This window comes from Streptomyces sp. NPDC057694 (assembly GCF_042799415.1).
GTDB lineage: Bacteria > Actinomycetota > Actinomycetes > Streptomycetales > Streptomycetaceae > Streptomyces.
This window is the reverse complement of record NZ_JBHVIX010000002.1, coordinates 98,305-124,014: the sequence shown is the minus strand read 5'-3', so window position 1 is coordinate 124,014 and position 25,710 is coordinate 98,305. Positions and strand designations below refer to the sequence as shown.

Annotated in this window: 25 protein-coding genes and 1 pseudogene; 14 read left to right on the top strand and 12 right to left on the bottom strand. The window is 68.5% G+C overall.

Annotated elements, in window-relative coordinates; genetic code table 11:
• Positions 1-25 precede the first annotated feature (25 nt).
• Positions 26-922 carry a hypothetical protein gene (locus ACFVDP_RS07335; protein ID WP_383484772.1) on the bottom strand — a complete coding sequence of 299 codons (897 nt, stop codon included), beginning with the start codon at positions 920-922 and terminating at the stop codon, positions 26-28.
• A 715-nt stretch (positions 923-1,637) separates the two neighbouring features.
• Between ACFVDP_RS07335 and ACFVDP_RS07330 the strand changes: the two genes are divergently transcribed.
• The 3 genes from ACFVDP_RS07330 to ACFVDP_RS07320 all read left to right on the top strand — a co-directional run bounded on the left by ACFVDP_RS07330 (position 1,638) and on the right by ACFVDP_RS07320 (position 5,680).
• Positions 1,638-2,708: an ABC transporter substrate-binding protein gene (locus ACFVDP_RS07330; RefSeq protein ID WP_383484770.1), complete on the top strand. Its 1,071-nt coding sequence runs from the start codon at positions 1,638-1,640 to the stop codon at positions 2,706-2,708.
• A gap of 141 nt (positions 2,709-2,849) precedes the next feature.
• Positions 2,850-4,520, top strand: coding sequence for an ABC transporter permease (locus tag ACFVDP_RS07325; RefSeq protein ID WP_383484768.1), 1,671 nt, complete (start codon positions 2,850-2,852; stop codon positions 4,518-4,520).
• Between the two features lie 17 nt (positions 4,521-4,537).
• Positions 4,538-5,680: an ABC transporter ATP-binding protein gene (locus ACFVDP_RS07320; RefSeq protein ID WP_383484765.1), complete on the top strand. Its 1,143-nt coding sequence runs from the start codon at positions 4,538-4,540 to the stop codon at positions 5,678-5,680.
• Between the two features lie 58 nt (positions 5,681-5,738).
• On the opposite strand, the gene ACFVDP_RS07315 is transcribed toward ACFVDP_RS07320, so the two are convergent.
• The 4 genes from ACFVDP_RS07315 to ACFVDP_RS07300 all read right to left on the bottom strand — a co-directional run bounded on the left by ACFVDP_RS07315 (position 5,739) and on the right by ACFVDP_RS07300 (position 9,907).
• Complete coding sequence (locus tag ACFVDP_RS07315) at positions 5,739-6,455, bottom strand: GntR family transcriptional regulator (protein WP_383484762.1); 717 nt, start codon at positions 6,453-6,455, stop codon at positions 5,739-5,741.
• A gap of 355 nt (positions 6,456-6,810) precedes the next feature.
• The gene (locus tag ACFVDP_RS07310) at positions 6,811-7,839 is read right to left on the bottom strand and encodes a saccharopine dehydrogenase family protein (RefSeq protein WP_383484760.1); all 1,029 of its coding nucleotides are present in this window, start codon (positions 7,837-7,839) and stop codon (positions 6,811-6,813) included.
• A gap of 119 nt (positions 7,840-7,958) precedes the next feature.
• Positions 7,959-8,969, bottom strand: coding sequence for a helix-turn-helix transcriptional regulator (locus ACFVDP_RS07305; RefSeq protein WP_383484758.1), 1,011 nt, complete (start codon positions 8,967-8,969; stop codon positions 7,959-7,961).
• 98 nt (positions 8,970-9,067) lie between these two features.
• Positions 9,068-9,907, bottom strand: a complete 840-nt coding sequence (locus ACFVDP_RS07300; protein WP_383484755.1) for a helix-turn-helix transcriptional regulator — start codon at positions 9,905-9,907, stop codon at positions 9,068-9,070.
• Between the two features lie 359 nt (positions 9,908-10,266).
• Here ACFVDP_RS07300 and ACFVDP_RS07295 point away from each other — a divergent pair, with 359 nt between their 5' ends.
• The 7 genes from ACFVDP_RS07295 (at position 10,267) to ACFVDP_RS07265 (ending at position 16,643) form a co-directional block, all read left to right on the top strand.
• Positions 10,267-10,722: a nuclear transport factor 2 family protein gene (locus ACFVDP_RS07295; protein ID WP_383484752.1), complete on the top strand. Its 456-nt coding sequence runs from the start codon at positions 10,267-10,269 to the stop codon at positions 10,720-10,722.
• Between the two features lie 54 nt (positions 10,723-10,776).
• A complete protein-coding gene (locus tag ACFVDP_RS07290; protein WP_383484749.1) occupies positions 10,777-11,688 on the top strand; it encodes a helix-turn-helix transcriptional regulator in 912 nt (303 codons plus the stop codon).
• Between the two features lie 57 nt (positions 11,689-11,745).
• A complete protein-coding gene (gene gndA / locus ACFVDP_RS07285) occupies positions 11,746-13,185 on the top strand; it encodes an NADP-dependent phosphogluconate dehydrogenase (protein WP_383484747.1) in 1,440 nt (479 codons plus the stop codon).
• Positions 13,186-13,422: 237 nt separating this feature from the next.
• Positions 13,423-14,478: an aldo/keto reductase gene (locus tag ACFVDP_RS07280; RefSeq protein ID WP_383484743.1), complete on the top strand. Its 1,056-nt coding sequence runs from the start codon at positions 13,423-13,425 to the stop codon at positions 14,476-14,478.
• Between the two features lie 131 nt (positions 14,479-14,609).
• Positions 14,610-14,912 carry a hypothetical protein gene (locus ACFVDP_RS07275; protein ID WP_383484741.1) on the top strand — a complete coding sequence of 101 codons (303 nt, stop codon included), beginning with the start codon at positions 14,610-14,612 and terminating at the stop codon, positions 14,910-14,912.
• Between the two features lie 10 nt (positions 14,913-14,922).
• A complete protein-coding gene (locus ACFVDP_RS07270; RefSeq protein WP_383484739.1) occupies positions 14,923-16,035 on the top strand; it encodes a DNA alkylation repair protein in 1,113 nt (370 codons plus the stop codon).
• Positions 16,036-16,274: 239 nt separating this feature from the next.
• Positions 16,275-16,643: a hypothetical protein gene (locus tag ACFVDP_RS07265; protein ID WP_383484737.1), complete on the top strand. Its 369-nt coding sequence runs from the start codon at positions 16,275-16,277 to the stop codon at positions 16,641-16,643.
• A 230-nt stretch (positions 16,644-16,873) separates the two neighbouring features.
• On the opposite strand, the gene ACFVDP_RS07260 is transcribed toward ACFVDP_RS07265, so the two are convergent.
• From ACFVDP_RS07260 to ACFVDP_RS07250, 3 genes are all read right to left on the bottom strand, one after another.
• The gene (locus ACFVDP_RS07260; RefSeq protein WP_383484734.1) at positions 16,874-17,248 is read right to left on the bottom strand and encodes a nuclear transport factor 2 family protein; all 375 of its coding nucleotides are present in this window, start codon (positions 17,246-17,248) and stop codon (positions 16,874-16,876) included.
• Positions 17,245-17,742, bottom strand: coding sequence for a cupin domain-containing protein (locus tag ACFVDP_RS07255; RefSeq protein ID WP_383484731.1), 498 nt, complete (start codon positions 17,740-17,742; stop codon positions 17,245-17,247). Before ACFVDP_RS07255 ends, ACFVDP_RS07260 begins: the two co-directional genes overlap by 4 nt.
• A 224-nt stretch (positions 17,743-17,966) precedes the next feature.
• A complete protein-coding gene (locus tag ACFVDP_RS07250) occupies positions 17,967-18,347 on the bottom strand; it encodes a VOC family protein (RefSeq protein WP_383484729.1) in 381 nt (126 codons plus the stop codon).
• A gap of 219 nt (positions 18,348-18,566) precedes the next feature.
• Here ACFVDP_RS07250 and ACFVDP_RS07245 point away from each other — a divergent pair, with 219 nt between their 5' ends.
• Entirely contained in the window at positions 18,567-19,052 is a 486-nt protein-coding gene (locus tag ACFVDP_RS07245; RefSeq protein WP_383484727.1) for a hypothetical protein, read from the top strand.
• Here ACFVDP_RS07245 and ACFVDP_RS07240 read toward each other — a convergent pair.
• Both ACFVDP_RS07240 and ACFVDP_RS07235 read right to left on the bottom strand, forming a co-directional pair.
• On the bottom strand, positions 19,045-20,250 hold the full coding sequence (locus ACFVDP_RS07240) for an IS110 family transposase (RefSeq protein WP_383484724.1): 1,206 nt from the start codon (positions 20,248-20,250) through the stop codon (positions 19,045-19,047). The genes ACFVDP_RS07245 and ACFVDP_RS07240 overlap by 8 nt on opposite strands.
• Positions 20,251-20,682: 432 nt before the next feature.
• Positions 20,683-21,294 (bottom strand): TetR/AcrR family transcriptional regulator, encoded by a 612-nt coding sequence (locus tag ACFVDP_RS07235; protein WP_383484722.1) that lies wholly within the window; start codon positions 21,292-21,294, stop codon positions 20,683-20,685.
• 334 nt (positions 21,295-21,628) lie between these two features.
• Here ACFVDP_RS07235 and ACFVDP_RS07230 point away from each other — a divergent pair, with 334 nt between their 5' ends.
• Both ACFVDP_RS07230 and ACFVDP_RS07225 read left to right on the top strand, forming a co-directional pair.
• Positions 21,629-22,105, top strand: a complete 477-nt coding sequence (locus tag ACFVDP_RS07230; protein WP_383484719.1) for a nuclear transport factor 2 family protein — start codon at positions 21,629-21,631, stop codon at positions 22,103-22,105.
• A gap of 657 nt (positions 22,106-22,762) precedes the next feature.
• Positions 22,763-23,227 carry a nuclear transport factor 2 family protein gene (locus tag ACFVDP_RS07225; protein WP_383484716.1) on the top strand — a complete coding sequence of 155 codons (465 nt, stop codon included), beginning with the start codon at positions 22,763-22,765 and terminating at the stop codon, positions 23,225-23,227.
• Positions 23,228-23,550: 323 nt separating this feature from the next.
• Here ACFVDP_RS07225 and ACFVDP_RS07220 read toward each other — a convergent pair whose 3' ends face one another.
• Positions 23,551-24,327 carry a TetR/AcrR family transcriptional regulator gene (locus ACFVDP_RS07220; RefSeq protein WP_383484713.1) on the bottom strand — a complete coding sequence of 259 codons (777 nt, stop codon included), beginning with the start codon at positions 24,325-24,327 and terminating at the stop codon, positions 23,551-23,553.
• 85 nt (positions 24,328-24,412) lie between these two features.
• On the opposite strand from ACFVDP_RS07220, the gene ACFVDP_RS07215 reads away from it, so the two are divergent.
• Positions 24,413-25,264 carry an SDR family oxidoreductase gene (locus ACFVDP_RS07215; protein WP_383484710.1) on the top strand — a complete coding sequence of 284 codons (852 nt, stop codon included), beginning with the start codon at positions 24,413-24,415 and terminating at the stop codon, positions 25,262-25,264.
• A 101-nt stretch (positions 25,265-25,365) separates the two neighbouring features.
• Here the strand turns inward: ACFVDP_RS07215 and ACFVDP_RS07210 are convergent.
• Positions 25,366-25,695, bottom strand: a pseudogene (locus tag ACFVDP_RS07210) (hypothetical protein); the annotation flags it as partial.
• Positions 25,696-25,710: the final 15 nt, after the last annotated feature.

Genomic DNA, 25,710 nt, shown 5'->3' with positions numbered 1-25,710 from the left:
TGCGCCGATGTGTGTCGCGGGAGTGTCAGATCCGGCCCACGTACCGGTTGAAGTCGGCGAAGAGGTCCGCGGCGTCCAGGTCGGACGCGATGAGTTCCTGCTCGCGGGCGTAGCGGATGGCGGTCTGGAGCGTGGCCAGGAGCGTGTCGCTCATCCCGTGCCGCACCACGAGTTCGCGGGTGGACCCGCTGGGTTCGACAGGGCGCGCGGCGTCGATGCCGGCGCAGAGCCCCTGGTAGAGCGCGCGGACAAGGCCGGGTTCGGACCGGAGGAGGTCCTTGCGAACGACGGCGAGGTGGTTGATCGGCACCCAGCCGTGGTGGTCGAGGAAGCGCTCCTGCTGGTCCTTCCAGTCGCCGATGAGCGGCACGAGACCGTCGACGTGGTCGGCGGAGCGTGCCCCCATGACCACGGCGGAGACATCGCCCTCGCGCAGCGCGTCCACCAGTTTCGCCGAGGTGTGCTCCACGTTGGGCGGCTCGGGTGCGCCGTCGACGTGCGCGCCCTCCGTGGTCACCCATGTCACGTCCTGGGCCCGCACGCCGTAGGTGTCACTGAGCACACCTCGTACCCACAGCCCGGTCGTCTGGCTGTAGGCGCGCACACCGACGCGTCGTCCGCGGAGGTCCTGCGGACGCAGCTGCCCGTCGCCGCCCCATACGGAGATCGAGCGGTGGTGGAAGTTGCCGTGCAGGACCACGGGGAGCGCGGCGATCGGCACATCGGCCTCGACGGCCTGCAGCAGGGTGGCGACGGCCAGTTCGGAGACGTCGTACCGCTGCTCGCGGACCATCGGCGCGAAGGCCCGGTGGATCGGCTCGACCTCGGGCAGGTCGAGTTCGCAGCCGGGCACCTTCACGGTGCCGTCCAGGAGGGGCTCGGTGTGCGGGTAGCGGCGCAGTGCCACGGTGAGCCGGGTCATCGGGCGCTCCGGCCGCACTCGTGCCGAGGCTCGAAGTCACCTGCGCTACAGCGGAGTTGGCTTCTCATGTCGGTTCCTTTCAAAGCACTCGGTTGTTGCACAATCCTGGGGCAGCTAACCTCGATGTCGCCCCTCGTGCAAGGTTTCGAGCACAAATCGTCAAACAATCTGGAGCTTTGGCGGTGGTGCCCGGACTGCCGGGCCCTGTCGTTCGTCGAGTGGCCCCGGATGGGCGTCACAGGAGGAAGCGCGCGCCGTGGTCCCCGTCTATTGTCGAACAATGGATGGCGCTCGGTCGAGGTCGACGGGTGTGGGGTCGGTGCGTGGAAGAGCGCAAACTCCATGCATGAGGGAATTTGCTGTGACGGGGTTCACGGCGAGCGGGGCCGGTGCTACGGTCCATTTTGTTGAACAAAGTGCTTGAGCCGCGTGTGGCTGTCCCGGCCAGTCTCCCCAGCGCCGTCTGCCGCGCCGCCCCAGTGGCCAATCGAGGTGGCGTTGGCGCACATCGAGCCGCCGACAGGTGATCCCGGCGTCGGCGCATCCGGTCCGCAACGAACCCGAGCCTCCCGAGAGGTCTGCCGTGGGGTGCGGGAAAGCGACGTGCTGCTCAGGCGTGTTGCTCGGACGTGCTGTTCAGACGCGCTGCTCAGTGCGCGCGACGATCAGGTGACCAACGGGACGTTGGGCGCCCACCCCTGAGGAGGGGATGACCATGAGGCACGACGGGAAGGGCCGGGTGGCGGCGATGGCGCTCGCGCTGCTGGTGACGGCCGCCGCGACGGGCTGTGGGACGACGGCCGAGAGCGCCGAGCTCCCTTCGTCGAAGACCGCCTTGGTGAAGCAGGCCAAGAAGGAGGGCGAGGTCACCTGGGCCTCGTGGAACCCGGAAGCGCAGATGCAGCCGGCCATCGAGCTGTTCGAGAAGAAGTACCCCGGCATCAAGGTCAAGTACACCAATATCAAGGCGCCGGACCAGGTCAGTCAGCTAAAGGTGGAGCAGGCGGCGAAGAAGGTCTCGCTCGACGTGGCGAACTCCGGAGGGCTCACCATGACTCCCGCGGTCAAGCTGGCCGGTGACGTCGACTGGGCGAAGTACGGCATCGCCCAGAAGGACATCTTCGCCAAGAACTTCGTCTACGTATGGGCCACGCCCAAGGTGTGGGCGTACAACACCGACAAGGTAAAACCCGCTGACGTGCCCAGGAGTTGGGACGACCTGCTCGACTCCAAGTGGTCCGGCGGCCGGATCTCGGCCGAGTCGCGCGCGTCGTTCATGTCCGTCTGGGACCTCGACCCGTCGATGGGAGAGACGAAGGCGCTGGCCTGGGCCAAGAAGCTCGCCGCGCTGAAACCGCACTACTCCCCGAATGTCACCCAGGCCGAGGCGCCCATCGAGACGGGCGAGGTGAGCATCGGTACCAGTCTCGCCAGTCTGGTGCTCGCGGCGAAGGACAAGGGCGCGCCCGTCGCCATCGCGCCGGTCTCGCCGACCAGCGCCAGCGAGTCGTACCTCTATGTTCCGAAGGGCGCCCCGCACCCGGCGGCCGCGGCGCTCCTCACGTCGTTCCTGTCGTCGGACGCCGCCCAGAAACTGCTCGCCAAGAGCTACAACTCGCGGATCCCGGTGAACACCGACTGCTCGGACCCAGGGAACACTGCCGTCCTTCGAGCCATGTGCGACGTGGATTTGAAGTGGTACGGCACCGCGACCCTGCAGAAGTACCAAAAGCTCTCCGGGTTCTATCCGAAGGTGGAGCGCGAATTCGGAACAGATGTGGGCTAGGTGCATGATCACGTCTAGAATCGGAGGTCCGCGATGGCCCTGAATGCGGAAGAAATACCAGATACGCCGATTGCGGAACCTCCGAAGGAACCGCAGATCCGTTCCGGCGCGCGAGCTTCGAAGATCTCGTCGGCCGCGGGCGTGCTGCTGAACCTGGCCATGGTCGTCCTGGTGGGATATCTGGTCCTGTTCCCGCTGGCGATCCTTATCTACAGCAGTCTGAAGCCCTCCACCGTCGACCTCCCCTTCGAGGTGCCGGGCTTCTCGTTCGAGAACTTCCAGAACGTCTTCGAGTCCAGCCGACTCGGCTCGGTGACCCTCAACACCGTTCTCTACGTGGTCGGTTCGCTCGTCGTCGCCCTTGTGCTCAGCCTTTCGCTCGCCTATCTCTTCGAGCGGACCGACATTCCAGGGCGTCGGTTCCTGAGCCCGCTGGCGCTGGCGCCGATGGCGGTTCCCGTCACGGTCATGGCGATCGCGTGGGCGCTGGTCGCCAATCCGGCGAACGGACCGCTGGCCATCATCGTCCGCAAGCTCATCGGCGTGCACATCGACATCTATTCCATACCGGGAATGGTTCTCGTGATGGGCATCTTCGGCGTGCCCAGCATGTACTTGATGATCGCGCCGGCCTTCGCCCGTCTCAACCCTGAGCTGGAGGAGGCCGCGGCGACGGTGGGCGCCCCGCTGTGGCGCCGGCTGCGCCTCATCGTGCTGCCGCTCGTGGCCCCCGCCGTGTCGGCCTCCGCGATTCTGCTGATCGTGGTGGCCCTCGAGGGCTTCGCGATCCCCGCGATCCTCGGCCTTCCGGACAAGATCTTCGTCTTCAGCAGCCTCATCCAGTATTCCCTGCAGCCGCCGGGCGGCATTCCCAACTACGGGCAGGCCTGTACGTACGGGGTTCTGATCCTCCTCGTATCACTGGTGCTGCTGTTCGTGTACCGGCGGCGTGTGCGTGACACCAACCGATTCCGGGTCGTGGTCGGAAAGGGGTACAGGCAGACGCGTGTCAGCCTCGGCCGCTGGCGTATCCCGGTATTCGTCATGGTCTGCGTGTACATGTTCATCGGAATCGTGCTGCCCATTCTGGCGCTGCTGTGGACGAGTTTCTCGCCGTACACCCGGCCGATCACCTGGTCCGGATTCGAGTCGATGACGTTCGCCAACTACACCCATCTGCTCGACATCCCCGATATCGGACAGATTCTGCTGAACACGGCGGAGGTCGTCCTCGTCACCGCGACAGTGACCACGGCCATGTCGGTGTGGATCGCAGTGGCGGCCGCACGACGCCAATTCCCCGGCAGCACCCTGCTGTTCGAGACGCAGTTCGCCGTCTTCGGCATTCCGAGCGTCGTGCTGGGCGCCGCCGTCCTGTTCCTTTATCTGTTCGTGCCCGTTCCGATCTACGGCACCGTATGGATCATCGTCGTGGCTCTGGTGACCAGGTTCCTGCCTCGTGGATCGCGCATGGTGCAGACGGCACTGGTGCAACTGGACGACGGTCTCATCGAGTCCGCCCGCGTCACCGGCGCGAGCCCGTTCACCGTGACGCGGACCGTGCTGCTGCCGCTCCTGCGGCCGACTCTGTGGAAGAGCTGGCTGTGGGTCTTCGCGCACGCCCTGGGCGAGTTGCCGATCGCACTGCTGCTGACCGGATCCGACAACCGCACGCTGGTGGTGGTCCTCTGGGACACCTTCACCTCCAGCGTCGACAACCCGACGGCGAGCGCCCTCGCTGTGGTGCTCGTGGTGATCTCGACCGCCGCGGTGTGGCTGGTCAACAGGCGCAGCACCGTGCAGGAGGCATGAGAGAGATGGTGGAGACCATGAGCAAGAATCCCGTGAACTCGATCGTCATCACGGAACTGCGCAAGGCATACGGAAAGCCCGCGGGCAGCGAGACCACTTATGCGGTCGACGGTGTCTCCTTCGACGTACCGAAGGGGCAGTTCGTCACCCTGCTCGGCCCCAGTGGCTGCGGGAAGACCACGACGCTGCGCTGTGTGGCGGGACTCGAACGGGCCACAGGCGGCCGGATCGAGATGGGCGGGCAGGTCGTGTTCGACGTGCCGCAGAAGCGCTACGTACGCCCTGAGGACCGGCCGATCGCGATGGTGCCCCAGTCCTACGGCATCTGGCCGCACATGACCGTCCTCGACAACGCGGCCTTTCCGATGCGGCACGGCCGTAACCGCCGCCGCGGCCAGGACATCCGCAAGCGGGCCATGGACATGCTCGAGCAGGTGGGGCTCGCCCCCATGGCCGACCGGTGGGCCACCCAGCTGAGCGGCGGCCAGCAGCAGCGTCTCGCCTTCGCGCGCGCCCTGCTCGGCGACCCTGAGGTACTCCTTCTCGACGAGCCGCTGTCGAACCTCGACGCCAAGCTGCGCTCCAAGCTCCGTCAGGAACTCCGCTCGTTCCAGGAGCAGTTCGGAGTCACCGCCCTGTACGTGACCCATGACCAGGGGGAGGCATTGGCGCTCTCGGACACGGTGGTCGTGATGAACCAGGGGCACGTCGAGCAGATCGACCGGCCGGAACGGCTCTACGACCACCCGAGCTCGTCCTTCGTCGCCGACTTCATCGGCAGCGCCAATCTGCTTCCCGTGCAGGACGTCTCCCCGCGCTCCGAGGGAGGAGTGATCGCCAAGACCGAGTTGGGTTCGGTGCTGTGCCTGCGCTCGTCCGCCGAGGGCGGATGCCGGTCGGGCAGCGGCGGGTTCGTGTGCGTACGCCCGGAGAACATCGAGGTGCGCACCATCGGCGTGGGAGCGGCGCCGGCGCTCGGGGACGACGAGTTTCTCGCCACCGTGGAGTCCTCGGAGTTCCTCGGGGACCGGCTCGAACTCGTCGTACGCGCGGCCGATGTGTCGATGACCGCGTACGCCCGGGCCGGGCTCGGCTGCCGTCCCGGAGATGACGTCGTGCTGCGGTTCGACGCCAACACGACCAGTTACCTGGCTAGTTGAGACGACGTTCTGTCGACGGGCACCGTGTCGCCGCTTGGTGCCCGTCGGGGGCGGGAGGTCAGCGGTCGGCCGACGCCGTCGGCTCGTTCGACGTCCCGATGTGCAGCTGCAGCGCGTGCCTGGCCGCCGACAGGTGGTGTCGCATCGCCGCCGACGCGGCCTCCGGGTTGCGGGTGACGATCGTGGCGAGGATGGCCTCGTGCTCCCGCACCGAGCCGGTGCGTGGGTGCTGGCGGTCCGCGTCGCGGTACTGCTGCATGACGAGCGGGTAGAGCAGGCTGTCGACGAACCGGGCGAGCGTGGCCTGCCGCGCCGCCTGCCGGATCTGTTCGTGGAACTTCCGGTTGAGCTTCCAGTACTCCTCGCGCCCGCCCGGCACCTGGTGCTCCCACATCTGCTTGCAGGTCTCGGTCATCGCGGCGATGTCGGCGTCGGTGGCCCGCTCGGCGGCGCTCGCCGCGAGCGCGGACTCCAGCACCTCGCGGGTCTCCAGGATCTCGAGCGCCTCCTCCACGGAGAACGAGCGGGTGCGCGCGCTGCGGTGCGCCTCGGCGGTGACGTACCCCTCCTGCGCGAGCCGCGCGAGCACCGAACGCAGCGTGCCGCGGGAGACTCCGAGACGCGCGGTGAGGTCCGACTCTGTCAGCCGCGAGTCCGGCTCGTAGTGACCGGAGGTGAGCAGCGCACGCAGCTCGTTGTACGCCTGTAGCGTCCGGCTGGCACCCGAGTCCGAAACGCTTTCGGCGTTCGGGTCCGTGCCCGCGGCTCGTGCCATGGTGTTGTCCTCCAGCGTATTGGGCTGACCGTGCAGGGGCGGAGGCGTACGCCGTCCTGTCCTCGCTGAAGTTGTACAACAGCATTCCCGGTTCGGTCGAACCTTGCGCAAGAGCGTTGCCTGAAGGATCCCCCGAGTTTCCTGGCGTGGGCCTGCCTTACTCCACCTGAGGCCCCGATTATTGTCTCACAATTCCGCTGCAGCTTGAGGTCTTGCCTGAGGCCGGGGCGGCGTGTTCGTGGCAGGGCTGCTGGGGCTGTGACGCCTTGATGTCGAGTGCGCTGGTGACAGCGGCACCGCGCTCGCCGCCGGTGTTCGGACTTGGAGACCCGGTTCGGCCCGGCGGGAGAGCTCTCTAGAGGTCCTTGATCTGCGTATCGGCGATGGCGAGGGCGATTTCGGGGCCGTAGGCGGACGAAGGTGACTGGAATCCCGGTGTGAAGGATCCGGCGAGTACGCGGCGGGCGATCTCCACGGAGGAGAGCTGGGTGAACCGGTAGCCGGTGGGTGTGTCGATGAGGGAGCGGGCCACGCTGCCGTCCCGGCCCGTCACTTCGGCGATTACCTTGCTGCGGCCTACTTCCCGTTCCTGGGCGGTGGGGCCGTCGGGCAGCGCGGAGAGGTCGAGGTCGATGGGCAGTGGCTGCCCGGCTTGCACGTAGACCTCGATCGAGGGGATGCCGGTGGCGAAGTGGCTGGTGATCAGGTCGCCCATGGATGCGGACACGGCTTCTTCGGGGCCGTTGTCGCCGAAGTCGAAGGAGGCGGTCTTCGGTTCCTGTAGGGCGACGATGGCTCCGTCGGTGCGGACGAGTACTCCCAGGTCGCCGATTCCTTCGGTCGCGCTGACGATGGATCCGCGGGAGAAGAGGTTCAGGCCCTGGGCTTCCTCGGGTGTGGCGCTGAGGAGTTTGAGGGCGAGCCGGAGACTGACGGGTTCGGCGACGCGAGCTGCGGTGTGGGTGGCGATGCTGTCGCTGGGAACGACGTCCCATCCGACACCGGGCATGAGCATGATGCCGGCGGCCTGGGCCTCGGTGTGTCGGGAGCGCGCGGTGGCGAAGATGTCGTATTCGGCGGTGGTGTCGAGGTAGTGGGCGCCGGCTTCGATGCTGGCGTCCATGAGCGGGCGTGCTGTGTGGCGGAAGGGGCCGGCGACGTTCAGAACCACGGTGATGTCGTCGAGCGCGGCGCGAAGGATCTCCGGGTCGTCGAGCGAGAACGCGCGGCTCTCGACGCCGAGTTCTTCGCCGAGCGCGGTGACGCGCTCCGGGTTTCGTCCGGCCACGACGATATTGAGGCCCGACTGTTTGGCGTGTTCCGCGACGAGTCGTCCGGTGTAGCCGGTGGCTCCGTAGACGAGCAGGCGGGGCATGGCTGCCATGGTGAGCTCCTGTGGGAAGAAGGGCTGAGGGGAAGGTCCGGCCGAGCGGTTCGATGCCCGGCGGTGTGTGCCTCGTCTTCAGGCTAGGAGCAGATCCGGACAGCTTCGGTCCTGGTCTTTCACCGGTTGATGCGGGGGTCCGCGTGGTCGCCACCGGGGCCGGGCGGAGCCGGTCGGGCGGCTGCGTTGGCGCGGTAGAGGGCGTCGAGGCGGGCGAGCAGCGCGTCGCGGACGGAGTCGGGGGAGATGACTTCCAGCGGTGTGCGCAGGCTGAGCAGGTAGCCGGCGAGCTGGTCCGGGTCGGCTCCGCCGATGGTGATGATCGTCGCGTCCGGCCCGTCGGGTTCGTGGGTGGCGACGATGGGGGCCACAAGCCGTCTGGAGTCGTCGAAGGACAGGGGAAGCCGCACGCGGGCGAAGAGGGGGTAGCCGGTGCGGGTGATGGTGTCGGCGACCAGCTGCGCTGCGTCCGGGGCATCGCTCAGGTCGACCACGTCGCCGGTTGACTCGACGTCGATCACCCGGTCGGCACGGAAGGTGCGCCAGGTGGCATGTTCGATGTCGCGGGCCACGAAGTACCAGTGGACGCCGGTGTGGACCAGGCGGTACGGGTCGACGCACCGGATCGTGGTGGTGCCGCGCGCGTCGCGGTAGGTGAGAGTGGCGCGTTCGGATGCCCGGCACACGGAGGCCAGCAGAAAGAGCACATCCGCGGAGGCCCGGGGGGACTCGCAGCGCGGGGTGTGCTCGACGGTGGCGTCGAGGCTCTCCAGGCGCTTTGCCACGCGGGCGGGCAGGATCTGACGCAGCTTCAGCAAGGCCGACAGGGCTGCCGGGTCGGCACCGAGCGCCGCGCCCTGTGCTGCCTCCCGCAGCGCCATGGCCACGGCGAACACCTCGTCGTCGTCCAGGTTCAGCGGCGGCATGCGGTTGCCGGCGCCGAAGCGGTAGCCGCCGCCCGGGCCGGGGATCGACTCCACGCCGTAGCCGAGTTCACGCAGCCGGTCGATGTCCCGGCGCACCGTGCGTTCGGTGACGTCCAGGTGCCGGGCCAGCTCCGCGTTCGACCAGGTGGGCCGGGACGAGAGCAGGGAGACCAGGCGCAGCAGCCGGGCAGACGTAGTGATCACGGATTGAACCTATTCGCAGGCCGTGGCCGGCGCGGCGGCGTGTGCCTCGCGCTCGGAGCAGGAGGGCGCCGTCTTGGCGAAGCCGCGTCGCCGTGGCCTCATACGGTGGCCGCGCCGTGTTCGGCCGGTGTTCTGAGGGATTCGATCGCGGCGGCGCTGGCGCTGCCGGGCTCGGGAACGCCGACCAGGAGCTGCTGTCCGGGGGCGTCATGGACGTCGAAGGTCTGGTAGGTCAGTTCGATGCGGCCGGTCTCGGGGAGCACGAACACCTTGAACGCGCGGGCCATGTTCTCCACCTCGTTGTCCTGCCACAGTTCCCGGAACTCCGCGGATGTCCGGGACAGTTCGGACACAAGGTCGGTGATGCCCGCATCGGCCGGGAAACGGCCCGCATGCAGGCGCAAGGCCTGCACGGTGGCACGCGCCACCGTCGGCCACTCGACGAAGACCTCGCGTGCTCGCGGGTGGTGGAACAGGACACGGACCATGTTCGAGGTGCCGTCGAAGGGGGCGAGGAGCACGGCGGCGACGGCGTTCTTCGCCAGGATGTCGAAGGCGGGGCTCAGCACGTAGGCGGCGGCCGCGGGGAAGGCGTCCAGCAGGTGCAGCAGGGAGGGGTGGACCAGGTCGCGGTCCGCGGCGGAGGTGAGAGCCGGGTGCAGGCCCGCCAGCCGGAAGAGGTGGGTGCGTGCATCCGGCGTCAGCCGCATGGCCCGCCCGATGGCATCGATGACCTGCGGTGAGGGGTTGCGCTCACGCCCCTGCTCCAGGCGCGCGTAGTAGTCGGAGCTCACTCCGGCGAGGACGGCTACTTCCTCGCGGCGCAGCCCCTTCACTCTGCGGCTGCCGCCGCCGGGAGGCAGGCCCACATCGGTGGGCTCGGTGCGGGCGCGGTTCGCCCGCAGGAAGGCGCCGAGTTCGTTCTGCGCTTGCTGCATTTTCCGACCTACTGCCTGGTGGGGGGATGGCGGAAAGGAGTGCGGCCGGTGCTACCGGGCTCTGCGTCCCTCTGCCAGGACGGTACGCGCCTTCCGCATCAGGTGATCGCGCACCGAGGCGGGAGGGTCCAGATCACCCCGTCCCGCAGCAGCACCAGGACAGGAGTGGAGCGCCTTCACAGCCCCCACTGTACTGGAACGACCGTTCTAGCCAGGGCTCGCGGTGCCGGACCGGCCGCTGAACCTGGGTGTGGCACACCCAGGTTCACACGTCCTTCCTGGCCCGGCTCAGCGGAGAAAGACTCAGGGTGCCCGCCCGGACAGGGCAGGCACCGTCTCTGCTGAAAGGCCACCACGCCATGTCTTCTGCTTCCCTCTCGAGCGCCCGGCAGATCGAGAACCTCATCGCCCGGTACTCGCACCTTGTGGACGAGGGCGACTTCGCGGGATTCGGCGCTCTCTTCGATGAGGCCGATTTCGTGTCCGGTGAGGTGAGCCTGCGCGGTGCCAAGGCCATCGAGGACCTGATCGGCTCGATGCTGGTCGTCCACGACGACGGGACGCTGCGTACCCGGCACATCACGACGAACATCCGCATCGAGGTGGACGAGGCCGACGACAGTGCCGTCGCACGCTCCTACTACAGCATCCTCCAGTCGGTGCCTGGTCTCCTGCCGCTGCAGATGGTGGCAGGCGGCCGGTACCGCGACCGCTTCGAGCGGCGCGACGGCACGTGGTCCTTCGCCAGGCGCGAGGTCACCATCGACTTCACCGGCGACGCCCGCTACCACCTCCAGGAACAGCCCGCTGCCTGAAGTTCGTCCGCGGGCACGCCCTGCCGGGGTGCGCCGCGCCGGGAAGGAACGCAGATGCGCATGCAGGTGCCGGCCGCGCCGCCCACAAGCTCCGCGCACACCGGCGGCGACGGTGCGCGGTCACCGGACAACCCCCTCGGTGAGTTCCTACGTACCTCACGCACGCGGCTGATGCCTGCGGACGTCGGCCTGAGCACCGGCTGCCGTACCCGCCGGGTCAAGGGACTGCGCCGACAGGAGGTATCCGTCCTGTCGGGCGTCAGCGCCGACCATTACAGCCGGCTGGAGCAGGGCCGGGAGCGATACCCATCGGCCCGGACGGTCGAAGCCCTCAGCCGGACACTGAAGCTGGCACCGGGCGCGCGAGCCCACCTGTTCCATCTCGCCGGACTGAACCCGAATCTGCGCCCCGACAACACACGCGCGCGTGTGCCGTCACCACTCCTGCAACTGCTGGAGACCTCCCACCAGGCAGCTGCCTACGTGCTGAGCCCCTGCTTCGACATCCTGGCGGCCAACGCCCCGGCACAGGCTCTGCTGTCACCCTTCGCCGACGGCGCCGAGGACACCGGCGGCGAACTGAACCTGATCCGGATCCTGTTCACCCACCCGCAGGCGAAGACCTTCTTCACCGAATGGCCCCTGGCCGCGACCGCTTCCCTGCACGCCCTGCGCCGCAACGCCTTCCGGCTGCCGGGCGACACCGAGATCGAGGACCTTGTCGCCGACCTGTTCGCGCAGGCTCCCGGCTTCACCGACATCTGGCCGGGTGATGCGACAGCCGGACTGGACCGCGCGTACGGGAGCGTCGACCACCCCGCTGCCGCACGCATCGAACTCAGCTATCGCGTCCTCAGCGTGCCGGCCGCCCCAGGACAGCAGTTGCTGATCGGATCCCCCGCTCCGGGCGGCCGCAGCGCGCAGGCCCTCTCCTACCTCACGGCCATGGGCCCACAGCACCTCTGACCGCCGTGCACATCCCGTTCGTTCCACGCCGTACAGGCACCACAGAAAGACACCACCATGAACGCAAGCGCGCACATCGGCGTCACCGGCCTTGCGGTGATGGGCCGCAACCTGGCCCGTAACTTCGCCCGCCACGGCTACACGGTCGCCGTCCACAATCGGACCGCGGCCCGGACTCGGTCCCTCGTCGACGAGTTCGGCCATGAGGGCGCCTTCGTACCGGCCGAGACGGCGCGGGAGTTCGTGGACGCGCTGCAGCGTCCACGTCGGCTCATGATCATGGTGCAGGCGGGGGCCGCCACAGACGCGGTCATCGACGAGTTCGCCGCGCTGCTGGAGCCCGGCGACATGATGATCGATGGCGGGAACGCGCACTTCGCCGACAGCCGCCGCCGTGAGACGGCCCTGCGCGAGCGCGGAATCCATTTCGTCGGAGCGGGCATCTCCGGAGGTGAGGAGGGCGCACTCAACGGGCCGTCCATCATGCCCGGCGGATCCAAGGAGTCCTACGCCGTCCTGGGCCCCATGTTCGAGACGATCAGCGCCCAGGTCGACGGGGAGCCCTGCGCCACCCACATCGGCTCCGACGGGGCGGGCCACTTCGTGAAGATGGTCCACAACGGCATCGAGTACGCCGACATGCAGCTCATCGCGGAGGCCTACGACCTGCTGCGCCAGGTCGCCGGACACAGCCCCGCGAAGATCGCTGAGATCTTCCGCACCTGGAGCAAGGGGCGCCTGGACTCCTACCTGATCGAGATCACCGCCGAGGTCCTCGCCCACACGGACCCAGCCACCGGGCGCCCCATCGTCGACGTGATCGCCGACGCGGCCGGACAGAAGGGCACCGGCCGCTGGACCGTGCAGACCGCACTGGACCTCGGATCCCCCGTCACGGCCATCGCGCAGGCGACCTTCGCCCGCGCCGCGTCCAGCCAGCCCACCCTGCGGGCCGCCTACCGTCCGCTGCCCGGTGGCACACCGATCCCGCTGACACGGTCCGAGGCCGAGCGGTTCACGGCCCAGGTGGAACAGGCTCTGTACGCCTCCAAGGTCATCGCCTACGACCAAGGTTTCACGATGATCCAGGACGCCGCCCTCGCCTACGGCTGGGACATCGACTTCGGCGCCGTGGCCGGCATCTGGCGCGGCGGCTGCATCATCCGCGCCGCCTTCCTCGACCGCATCCGCACCGCCCACGCCGCCGACCCCCACCTCGTCAGCCTGCTCGCCGAGCCGGCCTTCGCACACGAGATCAGCAAGGCCCAGGTCCCCTGGCGCGAGGTGGTCGCCACCACCGCCCGACGCGGCGTGCCCACCCCTGCAATCACCGCGGCCCTGTCCTACTACGACACGCTGCGCGCCGAACGGCTGCCCGCCGCCCTCATCCAGGGGCAGCGCGACTACTTCGGTGCCCACACCTACCAGCGCACCGACAAGGAAGGCACCTTCCACACCCACTGGGCGCGACCCGACCGCCCCGAAACGGCCGTCTGAGCGCCAGGCTCTGGCCGGCACCGACCAGCCTGGCCGACCCGCCCCAGGCCGGGCTCGACGCCGCACAGTGCCCGACCCCGAACATCCCAGCAACGTCGGGGGAGTGGTCTTCACGCAGGTCCGGGGCCCTGCCTGGGTGCGGGACACCCACCCTCACACAGCCTCCCTCTTCCCCGCCCGGTCAGCGAGTGTGGTGTCCACACCCCACCGCTCTCCACGAATCCAAGAAGGAACACCATGTCTCTCACCTCGTACCGCACCCTCGGCCGCTCCGGCCTGCGCGTCAGCCCCCTGGCCTTCGGCGCGATGAACTTCGACGACGGCAGCTGGGGCTCCGCCCCCGAAACCTCCTTCGGGCTCCTCGACCACTACCTCGACGCCGGCGGCAACTTCGTCGACACCGCCAACATGTACAACAAGGGTGCCTCCGAGGAGACCCTGGGCCGCTACTTCGACCAGCGCCCCGGGGTCCGCGACCGCGTCGTCCTGGCGACGAAGTTCGGCGGCAACATGGCCGCCGACGACCCGAACTCCGGCGGAGCCGGCCGCAAGGCGATCCGTGCCCAACTCGACGCATCCCTGCGCCGGTTGAACACCGACTACATCGACCTGTACTGGATGCACCAGTGGGACCGGCACACCCCGATGGAGGAGACCCTGTCCACCCTCACCGACCTGGTGCGCGCCGGGAAGATCCACGCCATCGGCCTGTCCAACGTGCCGGCCTGGTGGGTCGCGGAGGCCGCCACCACCGCCCGGCTGCGCGACGGGGAGGCCATCGCCGCCCTCCAGGTGGAGTACTCCCTGCTGGCCCGCAGCGTGGAAGGGGAAACCTTCGGCGCCGCCCGCCGCTTCGGCCTCGGCATCACACCGTGGAGCCCCCTTGCCAGCGGCACCCTGTCGGGTAAGTACTCGCGCACCGCCACCGAGGTCGCCGGCTCCGGGCGCACCGCCTACGCCGCCGCCTACCTGAGCGAGTCCACCTTCACCCTCCTCGACGCCCTGGAGGAGATCGCCGAAACCCTGGACACCACCGTGGCCGCCGTGGCGCTCGCCTGGGTGCGCCAGCGTTCCGAGGTGACGTCCACGCTCATCGGCGCCCGCACGCGGGAGCAACTGGCCGCGAACCTCGCCTCGGCGGACGTCACGCTCTCCGACCAGCAGATCACCGCACTCGACAGCCTCACCGCACCCAGCCTCGACTACCCGCACAACATGATCGAGTCCATGGTCGGATTCCAGCAGGGCGACACCACGATCAACGGCCTCGCCGCCCAGGCCTTCGTCCGCTGACCGGCACGGCCGCCGGGAACGAGCCCGTATCCCTGCCCCGGGAGCGAGTCATCGCCTTCAGGCGCCCGAACGCCTGGCAAGCCGACGCCGTCACTGCCGAACGACATCGCCCTAGGAGAACGGAACACATCATGGCCGAGACACTCGAAATCACCACCCTGCGCCCCGCCGAGGGCCACACCGCCAAGGACTTCGTCGAGGCGAACGCCGACATCAACGCCTACCTCCAACGCCAGCCCGGATTCCTGTGGCGACGTATCGTCGGCACCAACGACGGACGCATCATCGACATCGTCGCCTACGACAGCCTGCCGCACGCACGCGCCGGCGCGGCCGGCATTACCGGCGAAATGGCGGACTCTCCCGTACACGCCACGATCGACCACGACAGCGTCGACTGGCAGATCACCACCGCGCTGCAGTACCTCATGTGAGGACACATCCATGCCCTTCGCCGACGAACTCATCGGCCGCGAGACCGCCCGAAACCTCACCCGCGCGATCCGTGCCGCCGCCCCGGACGCCGAGCTGACGGCACTGCGCGCGGCGCCCCGACAGATCGACACACTGTCCCTGCGCGAGCGCGCCGACCTGCTGCGCGACGCACTCCTCGCGGACCTTCCGGGCGACTACGCCGCACTGGCACGCACCGTCCGCATCGCCCGCAAGGACGCCCAGTTCACCGGCTGGCTGATCTGGCCGGTCACCAGTGCCGTTGCCACCCGTGCCGTCCAGGAGGGCGAACCGGCGGCCTTCGACGACGCGATGGAACTGCTCGCGAGCCTCACCGGACGACTGTCCTCGGAGTTCGCCATCCGGACCCTTCTCCGGCACGATCTCGACCGGGCCCTCGGCATCATCACCGCAGGCTGGACCGGCTCGCCCGACGCCGACGTGCGCCGGCTCGCCTCCGAAGGCACCCGTCCCTACCTTCCCTGGTCGGTACGGGTGCCGGACATCCTGGCCCGCCCCGGAGCGACCGTCCCCATCCTCGACGCCCTCTACCGCGACGAAAGCGAGTACGTCCGCCGCTCGGTCGCCAACCATCTCAACGACATCAGCCGCGACCACCCCGAGGTCGTCCTCGGGGCGGCTCGCCGCTGGCTGGACCACCCCGAGGCCACCACCGAACGCCTGGTGCGCCACGCACTGCGCACGCTCGTCAAGCGCGGCCACCCGGGTGCGCTCGAACTGCTCGGCTTCGCCCCCGCGGCCCTGGAGGTGGAGGGTCCTCATCTGGACCGGGACACCGTCCCGTTCGGCGGAGCGATCCGCTTCACCGCGTCGATCCGCAACATCGGCGAGGCCCAGGCGCGGCTCGCGATCGACTACGTCGTGCACCACCGCAAGGCCAACGGAACACAGAGCGGCAAGACCTTCAAACTCACCACCCGAACCCTCGCACCGGGCGAACAGATCCGGGTCACGCGGGAGTACTCGTTCCGGCCGGTCACGACACGCCGCTACTACCCCGGACAGCACGCGATCTCCCTGCAGATCAACGGAGCCGAGTCCGACCGCGCCGTATTCGAACTGGCCCCCGCGCCCACCCGCTGACGCGACGAACCAAAAGCGCGGGCGCCCCGCCCCGTGTAGCTCCGCCGTCCTGCGCGACTGCGAAAGCCCGCTCGCAGCGACCCGCCCGATGACAATCCAGCCCGCTGGCCTGCCCACGACGAACGCCACCCGTCTGCCGACACACTCGGCCGCGGCGACGACAAACCAGGACCGAAAACGTCCACATCTGCCTCTAGCGTCGTAGCAGACGCAGACAACCATCCCGAAAAGGAACCACGATGAACCACACACCTGCTGACGGCCCCCAAACCGGACTCGCCGAGGCCGACGACACGGCCCTCAAGGTCCGAGCACAGTACGAGCAGATCGAACAGCACGTGCTCGGCCGGACCTGGACACTGCCCGAACTCGCGGTCGGATTCACCAACGACGCCGCCTACGTCGGCCGTCTGGTGCTCGCCGCCGAACACACCTGGGGCATCGACGGGGACGTGGACGCCGAACTGCGGCACAAGCTCGCCGAATGCCTCTGGTGGGTCTTTGTCCTGGCCGACCGGCTGGACGTCGACATGCCGGAGGCCTACGCGGCCACCATGGACAAGATCGGCTCCGGTCTTCAGCAGACCCTGCGCGGCATGAGCGACTGAAAGCCGTCGCGTGTGGCCCTGACCTTCCGGCCGGCTGCCGCTCGGAGCCCTTCAACCTGCGCCACAGGACGGGCAGGACGAGCCCGCGACCCGCAGTTGCCGCTCGACAGAGAGGCGGCAAGGAATGGTCGGCGGGGACTTCGCGGTCGTTGCGGGCCGAGCCGGGACCCTGCCGTGCCTCACCCCCCCCCAGGGCTGCAGGAATGATGACGGGCGGGCACGGCCTCGGCTCAGCCGGCCTGGCCCTCGGGGATGTAGTTGGCGTACGCCTCGATGCGGGTGATCAGGCCGGCATCGTCGAAGCCGAAGTACACCGCGGCGTGCACCCCACCGCGCTCACCCGTCTTCGCAGTCACGCGGACCACGTGCTGCTGCAGAACTCCGCCCGGCTGGGAGAGCTGACGAATGATGTCGTAGCGGATCGATTCATAGACGCCGATCTGCGTCTTCAACCCTTCGAAGTGCTGCTCCAGCGTTTCGTCGCCCTTGCCGTCGTTGTGCCAGACGGTGGCGGTGTCGGCGCACAAGGCGCGCGCGGCGGCCCAGTCGGTCCCCTCCAGTGTTCGAAGGTAGTCGATGACCTTGTTCTTGAGGTCCTGGCTCATGGGGCGCTCTTTTCGGGTGCGGTCTGGGTTTTAGGCGGGGGTGGGTTGTCGTGGTTGACGATCCCGTAGGCCGATGCGAGATCCGTGTGCTCGGAGTCGGCGCGGGCGTCGGCGGGCCCGACCGAGTGGAAGAGGCCCTCGACGGCCCCTGGGTTGTTGATGACGAGGACTTCCGCGGTCGGTGTGATGGTCTGGAAGGTGTGGGGGATCAGACGCGACACGTAGACATAGGCGCCCGGTTCGGCATCGTGCACCTCGCACGCGGTGAGTGAGGTCGATCCGACCCAGAACCGGACGCGGCCGGAGAGGACCACCCAGCTCTCGTCCTCCCGGCTGTGGGCGTGCAGCGGGGGTGTATCCTCGCGGCCCACGGTCAGACGCACGACGCTGACTGCTCCACTCGTCTCACCGTTGGTCGCCACCTGCTCGATGACGTTGTTGTAGTAACGGAAGTTCTGGCCGTCGCCTGGATTTCGTACGAGAGCGATGCTCATGTCTGTGTCTCCTCACGATGTGGTCCTCACAGGGGTGGCCGGCTCGTCGAAGTCGATGTGGTGGGTGATGCGGTCAGGGACGCGGCGATGATCCTGGGGGTTGTCCTGTGCGGTGGGCGCCGTGGCACCGCGGTGCCCGCGTGACCCGCGCCGGCGGATCCCCGGTGCGGCCCGTGCACGAAAGGGACGCTTGTGCCGGGGAGCTGTCCGTCGTGCCACCAGGGTCAGAGGGTGATGCAGAACGGGTGTCCGGCCGGGTCCAGCAGGATGCGCCGTCGTTCGGGCAGTGGTTGCGGGTCGGCGACGACAGCTCCCAGAGCGGTGAGCCGGGCCTGGGCCGCGTCCAGGTCGTCCACGCCCAACTCGAGATGGGCCTGCTTCTGTACTGAAGAGTCCGGCCAGGTGGGGGGCTGGTAGTCATCCAGTCGGTAGAAGCCCAGCCCGGGGGAGCCCTCGCGGCTCAGGAACACGAAGCCGTCCGTGGAGATGGTGATGGGCAGGCCGAGGGCCTCGCTGTAGAAGTGCGCGAGCTCGTCGGGATCGGGGCAGTCGAGGGTGACGCCCAGATAGCGGATCGCGGGGTCGGGCGGGAGGTGAGAAGACATCAGAAACTCCTGGTGACGAGGTCTTGCCGCGCCGATCGGTGATGGCCAACGAGTCCTTCCTGGGCGGAAGGGCGGCGGCCCGACTGCGGGCAGGCGTCATCTGTGGACCTGGTGCGGTGATGACGAGCGCGCCCAGGCCGCGGATGGGGGGGTGCCCCTATGTCTTTGGTCAAGGGAAACGGGGTGCGTCGAGTCCGTGAGCCGGGGCAGCATGGCGGGGTGGCTGATCTGCTGTGGGATGACGTGAAGTGCTTCTTCGACCCTGACTTGGTGGGGTCGCTGCCGGACGTGCGTGTCCCGGATGCCTCGGTGGAGGACTGGCAGACGGTCCTTGATCTTGTTGCGGAGAAGGGCTGGAAGTGCCAGTACTCCGAGGGAGAGACGGTGCTTCCAGTGCCCCGGGCGGAGGCCGTGCTGTCCCGCCCGGGGGATGCCGAGTGCCCGGACCTGCGGGTCTGGCCGGCTGCAGATGTATTGGCGATCTTCCGCTTCCATGCTGCCGATGAAGTCGACTTCGACGTCGACCTGCGGGAGTTGCAGGGCCAGGAGCGACTGGATGTGTTCTGCGACTTCCTCCGGGAGATCGGCCGACGGCTGGGCAAGCCCGTGCTGATGGACCCGGAGGGCGACGATGGCCATCCGGTGATCGGCTTCGACGTCGAGGCCGATCGAGTTGTCCTCCTCGCAGACCCGCAGGTCAGGTGACTGCGGCCGACGGCTGCGGTTCATAGAAGGTTCCGTCGCGGAGCATCGCGAACAGGACGTCGGCCCTGCGGCGGGCGAGGCAGAGCAGGGCCTGGGTGTGGTGCTTGCCCTGGTCGATCTTCTTGTCGTAGTAGGCCCGGGACGCGGGGTCGCCCAGAGCGGCGAACGCGGAGAGGAAGAAGGCCCGTTTGAGCTGCTTGTTTCCTCTCCTGGAGGGCTGTTCACCGCGGATCGACGACCCGGAACTGCGGGTCGCGGGTGCGAGTCCTGCGTAGGCGGCGAGGTGGCCGGCGGTCGGGAAGGTGCTGCCGTCGCCGACCTCGATCAGGATGCGGGCTCCGGTCCTGACGCCGATGCCCGGCATGGACGTCAGGACCTTCGAAAGAGGGTGGTCCTCCAGCAGTTCTTCGATCCGCCCGGCCAGCAGCTTGCGCTGATCGAGCACGGCGGCGAGCGATCCGGCCAGACTCGGAACGATCAACGTGGCCGCTTCGGTCCCCGGAACGATGACGGTCTGCTCGTCCAGCGCGGCGAAGATCTCCTCGACCAGCCGCTCGGCCATCCTCGGCGCCTTCGGCCGCAGCAGCGTGACCAGCCGCCGACGGCCCGCCTTGCGTATCTGTGCCGGTGAGCCGAACCGCTCCAGCAAGGCCAGGACGGCCGGGTGCTGCAACCGCGGTCCCAGGACCCGTTCCAGCGACGGATGGATCTGGGTCAGCAGGCCGTGCAGCCGGTTCGCGACGCGGGTGGCCTCGCCGGCCAGGTCGTCGTCGAACCCGACGATCATCTCCAGCTCGGCGATCGTCTCGTCCTCGCCGTCAATCGCCCGCAGCGTGTGCGGCATCGCGCGGGCCGCGTCCGCGATGATGAACGCGTCTCTCGCATCGGTCTTGGCCTCGCCCGGGTAGAGGTCGGCGATCCGCCGCATCGTCAGCCCCGGCAAGTAGGCGACCGGGCAGCCCATGTCCCGCGCGACCGCCAGCGGCAGGGCGCCGATCGAGGCCGGCTGGTCGACCACGACCAGCACCGTTCCATGCTTGGCCTGGAGTTTCGCGAACAGTTCGCGGAGCTTGGGCTCGGTGTTGGGCAGGCGCTTGTCGAACGCCTTCTTCCCGACCGGGGCGACGGCGGTGGCGTGGTGTTCGCCCTTGCCGACGTCCAGGCCGAGGAAGACGTCGATGTCGCCGGTGTCGAGCACGTGCAGGCCCCTCCATCACGCTTTCGTCCGGCCTTGCCACGGCACCGAGCTGCCACATCCACGTTACGGAGAGCTCTTCCGGCCTTGGGTGAAGCCGGTGCTCAAGCCCCTCATCAGCGGTCCGTCGATGCCTCCGGGCCCGGTGACACCACCCCCCGGATCATCAACAACAGGAGGGGGAAGTCATGCCGGACCCGAAGGCCGGAGGCCCCGTTGCGGAACCACGAAAAAGGTAACGGGGGGCTGATGCCGGCAGAAGGCGGCTGTCAAGCGCTGCCGGGTGCGCTGTTTTCCGCTGTTGCCGCAGGGGCGGCGCGACAGGACCCGGGCGCCGGAACGGTCTGTGCGCCCTGCCAGTAGAAGGCGCGCCGGCGGACAGGGCCGTTGGTGTTGTCGAAGCTGTCGGTTGTTGCGACCGGCTGCGGTGTTGCGTCAGTGCGTCGACGACTCTGGTGGCTGGCGGATCCACTGGGGCAGGAGGTCGTACAGTCGGGCCGCGATCTCGTCTGGATCGCAGTCCGTGTTGCCTCCGATCGCGGCTGAGAAGACTCCGTGCACGCCGGAAGCCGTGTAGACGTCCTCGACGGAGTTGTGTGCCTCGGACTCCTGCTCGTCCACACCGAGGTCGCGCCGAAGAGCGTGCAGTTGCTCCAGAAGAAGGTCGCCGATGCCCATCAGCCCGCTCGACGATCGCCAGGTCGAAGCCAGAAGGAAGAGGCTCTTGCGCTGCCGAAGAGAGGCGAGCATGGCATTGAGCGTGGCCACTGCGACAGCGGTCGGATCCGCGCCCATCTGCCGATCGCGGATGTTCAGGTCGTGAAGGGCACGGAAATCGTCTGCGATCACGTATACCGCGGCCTCTTCGACCGAGTCGAAGTGGTTGTAGAACGTGGCTCGGTGGATGCCGGCGGCCTGGGCCAGTGCGGAGACCGAAGGACACGACTGCGTCCGCTCCACGAGATCGGCCAACGTGTCCGCGATCGCCCGCCGCGAGCGGGTGAAGCGCGGGTCCGCTTCGACTGCCGAAGACTGCTCACTCACCATGGCCGCACCCTACTTCGAGGCCGATCATCTGGCTCCGGCGGCTCGGGTTTCGGCCACCGCCTGCGCGGCCCGGCCACCGCCCGGGACGGCGCCGAAATCCGCCCGACGCTGGAAACGCCGCACAGCGCTGCTGCCGCGGGCGCGGTCGACTGCCTGGCATGAGTGCGCTGCCGCCGTCTGCCGACGGCGGTGTCGGTCGCCCTTCGGACGCTGAGATTCACGTAATACATGGCGCTCCTTCTCTGACTTCGTTCTCGACGTTAACACTATTCGACACCTGTCGAATAGTGGTCTACGGTGATGGACGAAGCACCCCGCCACCTAAGGACGCACCATGTCGGACACCGACAGCAGTACTTCCCTCACAGCCACCGCAGACAAGCTCGCCGTGGTGGAGACCCTCTACCGCTACGCCGCAGGCCTCGACCTGCGGGACAAGGACCTGCTCGCCTCCGCGTTCGCGGACGACGCCGTAGCCGACTTCGGACCGGCCACGAAGAAGGCCGGCCAGGAGTACCCGCCGATCAACGGCCGAGAGACCATCGCACCGGCTCTGCTGAGCTCACTCAGCCACCTGGACACCACACACTCCCTGAGCAACCCGCGAGTGGCCCTCGACGGCGACAAAGCACACCTGGAAGGGATCATGGCGTGCCAGCACCTGCCCCGAGAGGACCACTCCCGCCACGTCCTCATGACCAACCGGTACGACGTCGACCTGGTCCGGCGCGGCGAGGCCTGGGTCATCCAGCACCTCACCGTCGACAACGCCTGGACCGAAGGCGACCCCACCGTCCTTGCCGGCATCTAGGAACAGAGAACGGGCGCGGCCCGGCCCGCACCGCACGACCTGCAAACCGGGAGGGGTAGTCACCGGCCGATCGACGCCCCGCAGCAGCAGGCTCGCCAGGCACACCCCACGGCGGACAAGACCGTCGCAGCGCACGGCCCGCGGTCAGCCAAAGGCTGGCAAGGGACCGCACCCTCCTGCCGCGCTCCGGCTCGCATACCGGTGATCCACTGCGGGCAACGCTGGCCGACGCTGATGAGACGGGCGCCCACGGCGACCACCTGGGCAGGGGCCGCTCGACGGCCTCCGAGCGGCACGGGCGCCAGCCCCGTGTTCCGCAGCCTGCGGGCCCCGCCAGGCGTCGCCGACGAGAACACATCGGCACGCACTCCCACGCGCGCAGCTCCGCCGATGCGGCCCAACACGGCCCCTTGACTCCAGCGACTGCCGCCGCTCGTTCGGCGACAGACAGGGAGACCGGCGGAACTACGAACGCTCAAAGCACCTGTCGAAGTGCGGGCGTGCCGGGTGTGGACCTGCGGTGGCCAGCCCCGCATGCCACCCGAGTTCGTGACGTGACGCATCCCCTCGAAGACGACCCAGACCAAGCGGCTGCGCCCCAGGCCCAGCAAACCGCCCTCGGCTCCTTTCCGCCACGCCCTTCACGATTGGAACCTCATGAGCGACATCTCCGCTCCCGACGACTCGGACCGTACCGAGATCCACAACCTGCTCACGGCCTACGCCTTCGGGCTGGACCGTCGCGACTTCGCACGCGTCGCCTCCGTCTTCACCGACGACGCCGAGGTACGCAATGTCTTCGCCGCCCACCTGCCGGAGGGCGAGAAGTTCAGCAGCCTGACAACGGGCGGGAACGCAGTGGCGGACGGTGCCCGCCAACTGTTCAGCAACCTCGACGCGACGCAGCATCTCCTGGGTGCCCAAAGCATCGCCGTCACGGACACGGGCGCGAAGGCGGCCACACAGATCGTCGCCCATCACCATCGGGGCAATGACTACTACCACACCGGCGGCACCTACGAGGACGACCTCGTGCGCACCCCCGTCGGCTGGCGCATCTCCCGTCGCACGCTGCGCATCTCTTGGACAACCGGCAGCTCGCAGGTATTCGTGGCGCCGTGAAGCAGGCCAGACCTGCTGAGATGACCGGTGAACGCGCCAACAGTCCCTCTTGCTAGTCCCGTTGAGGCCCGCTAGGGGCCTTCTCTCTCGGACACGCCATCGCGGCGACATCCCCACGGTCTCGGTCGGCCGGCTCCCGTGGGTTTCGGCGCCCCGGCACGGATTCCGCGCAGGACGGGCGGCTGCCTGGGTGTGGCGCACCCACCCTCACACAGCCTCCCTCCACGAAGTCCCGCACACGAGTGCGGTGTTCACGCCCCACCCTGAACCCCTCCATCCGGTCGGAGGAGCACGGCATGCTCAGGCGCGGACAGTGCCGAGCGTCAGGTGTGGCGCTGAGGGGGATGGGGTGAAGCGGCCGGAGTCGTCGTGGCGTTGGTTCCCGCGGGGTCTGCAATCCGGTCGAGCCACTCAACGAGCAACCGGCGTTCGGGCTCGCTGAACGTCTCCAGGTGGGGTGCGTGTGCGCGGAGGGCGATGGCTGCAGGGAGGGGACCGTCGGGTGTCTGGGTGGGTGCGTCGGTCAGGATGCGGCCGAGGACGGCGTCCATCATCGCCTCGCCCAGGATGGGGTCCCGTTGCTCCTCGGTGGTTGCCAGCAGGGTCTGAATGGTTCCGATGCCGGCCGCCTGGATGAGGTCGACCGCATGCGGTTCGGGAACCCGGAGCCGCCCGGCTGCCGCCAGCCGGCGCACACGTGTCTCCAGGATCTGTTTGCCTCGGCGGGCGGCAGGCGATTCGCGGACGCGGTCGGGGTCGCTCAGCAGTCGGAAGATCGCCGGGTTGGCCAGGCCGAACTCGATCTGCTTGCGCCAGCTCGCGCGCAGGTCGTCCAGCGGGTCCAGTTCGGTCGCCGCGGCGGCCGCCACGCGGGAGGCCTTGTCCGCGACGAACGCGGCCATGACGTACTCGGCCACCGCCTCCAGCAGGCCGTCCTTGTCGCCGAAGAGGCGGTAGATGGTCGGGGCCTGGACGCCGGCGCGCTCGGCGACGCCGCGGGTGGTTACCGCGCCGGGCCCCTTCTCGCGCAGTACCGAAGCGGCAGCCTCGACGATCGCAGCCCGCGTGTCCGTGCGGCTGGTTCTTACTGCATCACCCATGAATCAAGGATAGCAATGGTTTGCTATCGCTGATATCCGGGGCTACCGTGGAGGTGATTCCACCGATAACGGAAAGGGCGGATCAATGATAATTGTCACCGGTGCAACCGGAGCCCTGAACGGTGCGACCGTCGACCATCTCCTCGAACACTTGCCCGCGAGCGAGATCGCGATCGTGGCGCGCGATACCGCTAAGGCGGAGCGTTTCGCCCGGCAGGGAATCGAGGTCAGGTACGGCGACTACGCCGCTGCAGACTCCCTTCCCGAGGCGTTCGCGGACGCCGATCAGCTGCTGCTCGTCTCCTCCAACGACCCGACCGCGGACGCGACCGCTCTGCACCGCACGGCTGTCCACGCTGCCGTCGAGGCCGGGGCGAAGCGGATCCTCTACACCAGTCACCAGGCCGCCGCACCGGACAACCCGTTCGCACCTGGACGGGACCACTTCGCCACCGAACAGATCCTGGCCGCCTCCGGCACACCGTGGACTTCACTGCGCAACGGTTTCTACGCCCACAGTCTCCTGTGGCTCGCGGGACCGTGGCGCGAGACCGGCGTGATCGCCGTGCCCGGCGACGGACCGGTTTCCTGGACCGCCCGCAGCGACGCCGCTGAGGCAGCTGCGCTGATCCTCACTTCCCCCGGCGCCCACGAAGGCCCGGTGACCCTGACCGCACCCGCGGCACCGACCTTCGCCGAAATCGCGGACGTCGCGTCCGAACTGTCAGGACGCACGGTTCGCTACCAGCACATGGACGAAAACGACTGGGTCGCGGCACAGAGCGCCCTTGGGCAGCCCGAGCACATGAGCCGATTCCTGCTGGGTTTCTACCAGGCCGCAGAGGCCGGCTTCTTCTCCGGCACCGACCCTCTCCTCGGCGAACTTCTCGGCCGCCGACCGGCCACCGCACGCGACGCCTTGGCCGCGTCTCAGTAGCCGGCGCGCTTCGTTTCCCTCGGGAGGAGTTGCGTTTCCTGCCACTCGCCACCGACGTTGCGGAGGGCATCGCGGCACTGACTCATCGGGCACGGCCCACCGCGGTGGACGTCGGCGTCCGCGCCGACCAGCTCGGCGATCGTGGCGATGGCGTGCTCGGAGGCGATCCGCAGCGCGTTGAATGCCGGGTCCTCGACGGCGAACGCGGGCGCATGACCCGTATCCGCGTAGCCGTGGGCGCGGTAGTCGGCGGCGAGCCGCAGGTAACGCCCGTAGTCGAGGCCGGTAGGGCGTTCGGAGGCGGCGCCGTGGCCCAGGTCGGCGCGTCGGAAAGAGTCGGCCGGTGCCGGGGCGACCCGCCGCAACGGCGCTCCCCAGCAAGGGCTGTTGTCCGTGCCGGGCGCCCACAGGTGGACGACGGTGGCCGCGCCGTGGCAGGCAGACCC

What these genes read in the sequence shown, in the direction of transcription:
- ACFVDP_RS07290 (WP_383484749.1), top strand. Translation starts at nt 10,777, where the DNA reads ATGCGCATGCAGGTGCCGGCCGCGCCGCCCACAAGCTCCGCGCACACC.
- ACFVDP_RS07250 (WP_383484729.1), bottom strand. Translation starts at nt 18,347, where the DNA reads ATGTCTTCTCACCTCCCGCCCGACCCCGCGATCCGCTATCTGGGCGTC.
- ACFVDP_RS07255 (WP_383484731.1), bottom strand. Translation starts at nt 17,742, where the DNA reads ATGAGCATCGCTCTCGTACGAAATCCAGGCGACGGCCAGAACTTCCGT.
- ACFVDP_RS07335 (WP_383484772.1), bottom strand. Translation starts at nt 922, where the DNA reads ATGACCCGGCTCACCGTGGCACTGCGCCGCTACCCGCACACCGAGCCC.
- ACFVDP_RS07260 (WP_383484734.1), bottom strand. Translation starts at nt 17,248, where the DNA reads ATGAGCCAGGACCTCAAGAACAAGGTCATCGACTACCTTCGAACACTG.
- ACFVDP_RS07270 (WP_383484739.1), top strand. Translation starts at nt 14,923, where the DNA reads ATGCCCTTCGCCGACGAACTCATCGGCCGCGAGACCGCCCGAAACCTC.
- ACFVDP_RS07265 (WP_383484737.1), top strand. Translation starts at nt 16,275, where the DNA reads ATGAACCACACACCTGCTGACGGCCCCCAAACCGGACTCGCCGAGGCC.
- ACFVDP_RS07310 (WP_383484760.1), bottom strand. Translation starts at nt 7,839, where the DNA reads ATGGCAGCCATGCCCCGCCTGCTCGTCTACGGAGCCACCGGCTACACC.
- ACFVDP_RS07280 (WP_383484743.1), top strand. Translation starts at nt 13,423, where the DNA reads ATGTCTCTCACCTCGTACCGCACCCTCGGCCGCTCCGGCCTGCGCGTC.
- ACFVDP_RS07225 (WP_383484716.1), top strand. Translation starts at nt 22,763, where the DNA reads ATGAGCGACATCTCCGCTCCCGACGACTCGGACCGTACCGAGATCCAC.
- ACFVDP_RS07300 (WP_383484755.1), bottom strand. Translation starts at nt 9,907, where the DNA reads ATGCAGCAAGCGCAGAACGAACTCGGCGCCTTCCTGCGGGCGAACCGC.
- gndA (WP_383484747.1), top strand. Translation starts at nt 11,746, where the DNA reads ATGAACGCAAGCGCGCACATCGGCGTCACCGGCCTTGCGGTGATGGGC.
- ACFVDP_RS07215 (WP_383484710.1), top strand. Translation starts at nt 24,413, where the DNA reads ATGATAATTGTCACCGGTGCAACCGGAGCCCTGAACGGTGCGACCGTC.
- ACFVDP_RS07295 (WP_383484752.1), top strand. Translation starts at nt 10,267, where the DNA reads ATGTCTTCTGCTTCCCTCTCGAGCGCCCGGCAGATCGAGAACCTCATC.
- ACFVDP_RS07275 (WP_383484741.1), top strand. Translation starts at nt 14,610, where the DNA reads ATGGCCGAGACACTCGAAATCACCACCCTGCGCCCCGCCGAGGGCCAC.
- ACFVDP_RS07220 (WP_383484713.1), bottom strand. Translation starts at nt 24,327, where the DNA reads ATGGGTGATGCAGTAAGAACCAGCCGCACGGACACGCGGGCTGCGATC.
- ACFVDP_RS07235 (WP_383484722.1), bottom strand. Translation starts at nt 21,294, where the DNA reads ATGGTGAGTGAGCAGTCTTCGGCAGTCGAAGCGGACCCGCGCTTCACC.
- ACFVDP_RS07315 (WP_383484762.1), bottom strand. Translation starts at nt 6,455, where the DNA reads ATGGCACGAGCCGCGGGCACGGACCCGAACGCCGAAAGCGTTTCGGAC.
- ACFVDP_RS07330 (WP_383484770.1), top strand. Translation starts at nt 1,638, where the DNA reads ATGAGGCACGACGGGAAGGGCCGGGTGGCGGCGATGGCGCTCGCGCTG.
- ACFVDP_RS07230 (WP_383484719.1), top strand. Translation starts at nt 21,629, where the DNA reads ATGTCGGACACCGACAGCAGTACTTCCCTCACAGCCACCGCAGACAAG.
- ACFVDP_RS07320 (WP_383484765.1), top strand. Translation starts at nt 4,538, where the DNA reads ATGAGCAAGAATCCCGTGAACTCGATCGTCATCACGGAACTGCGCAAG.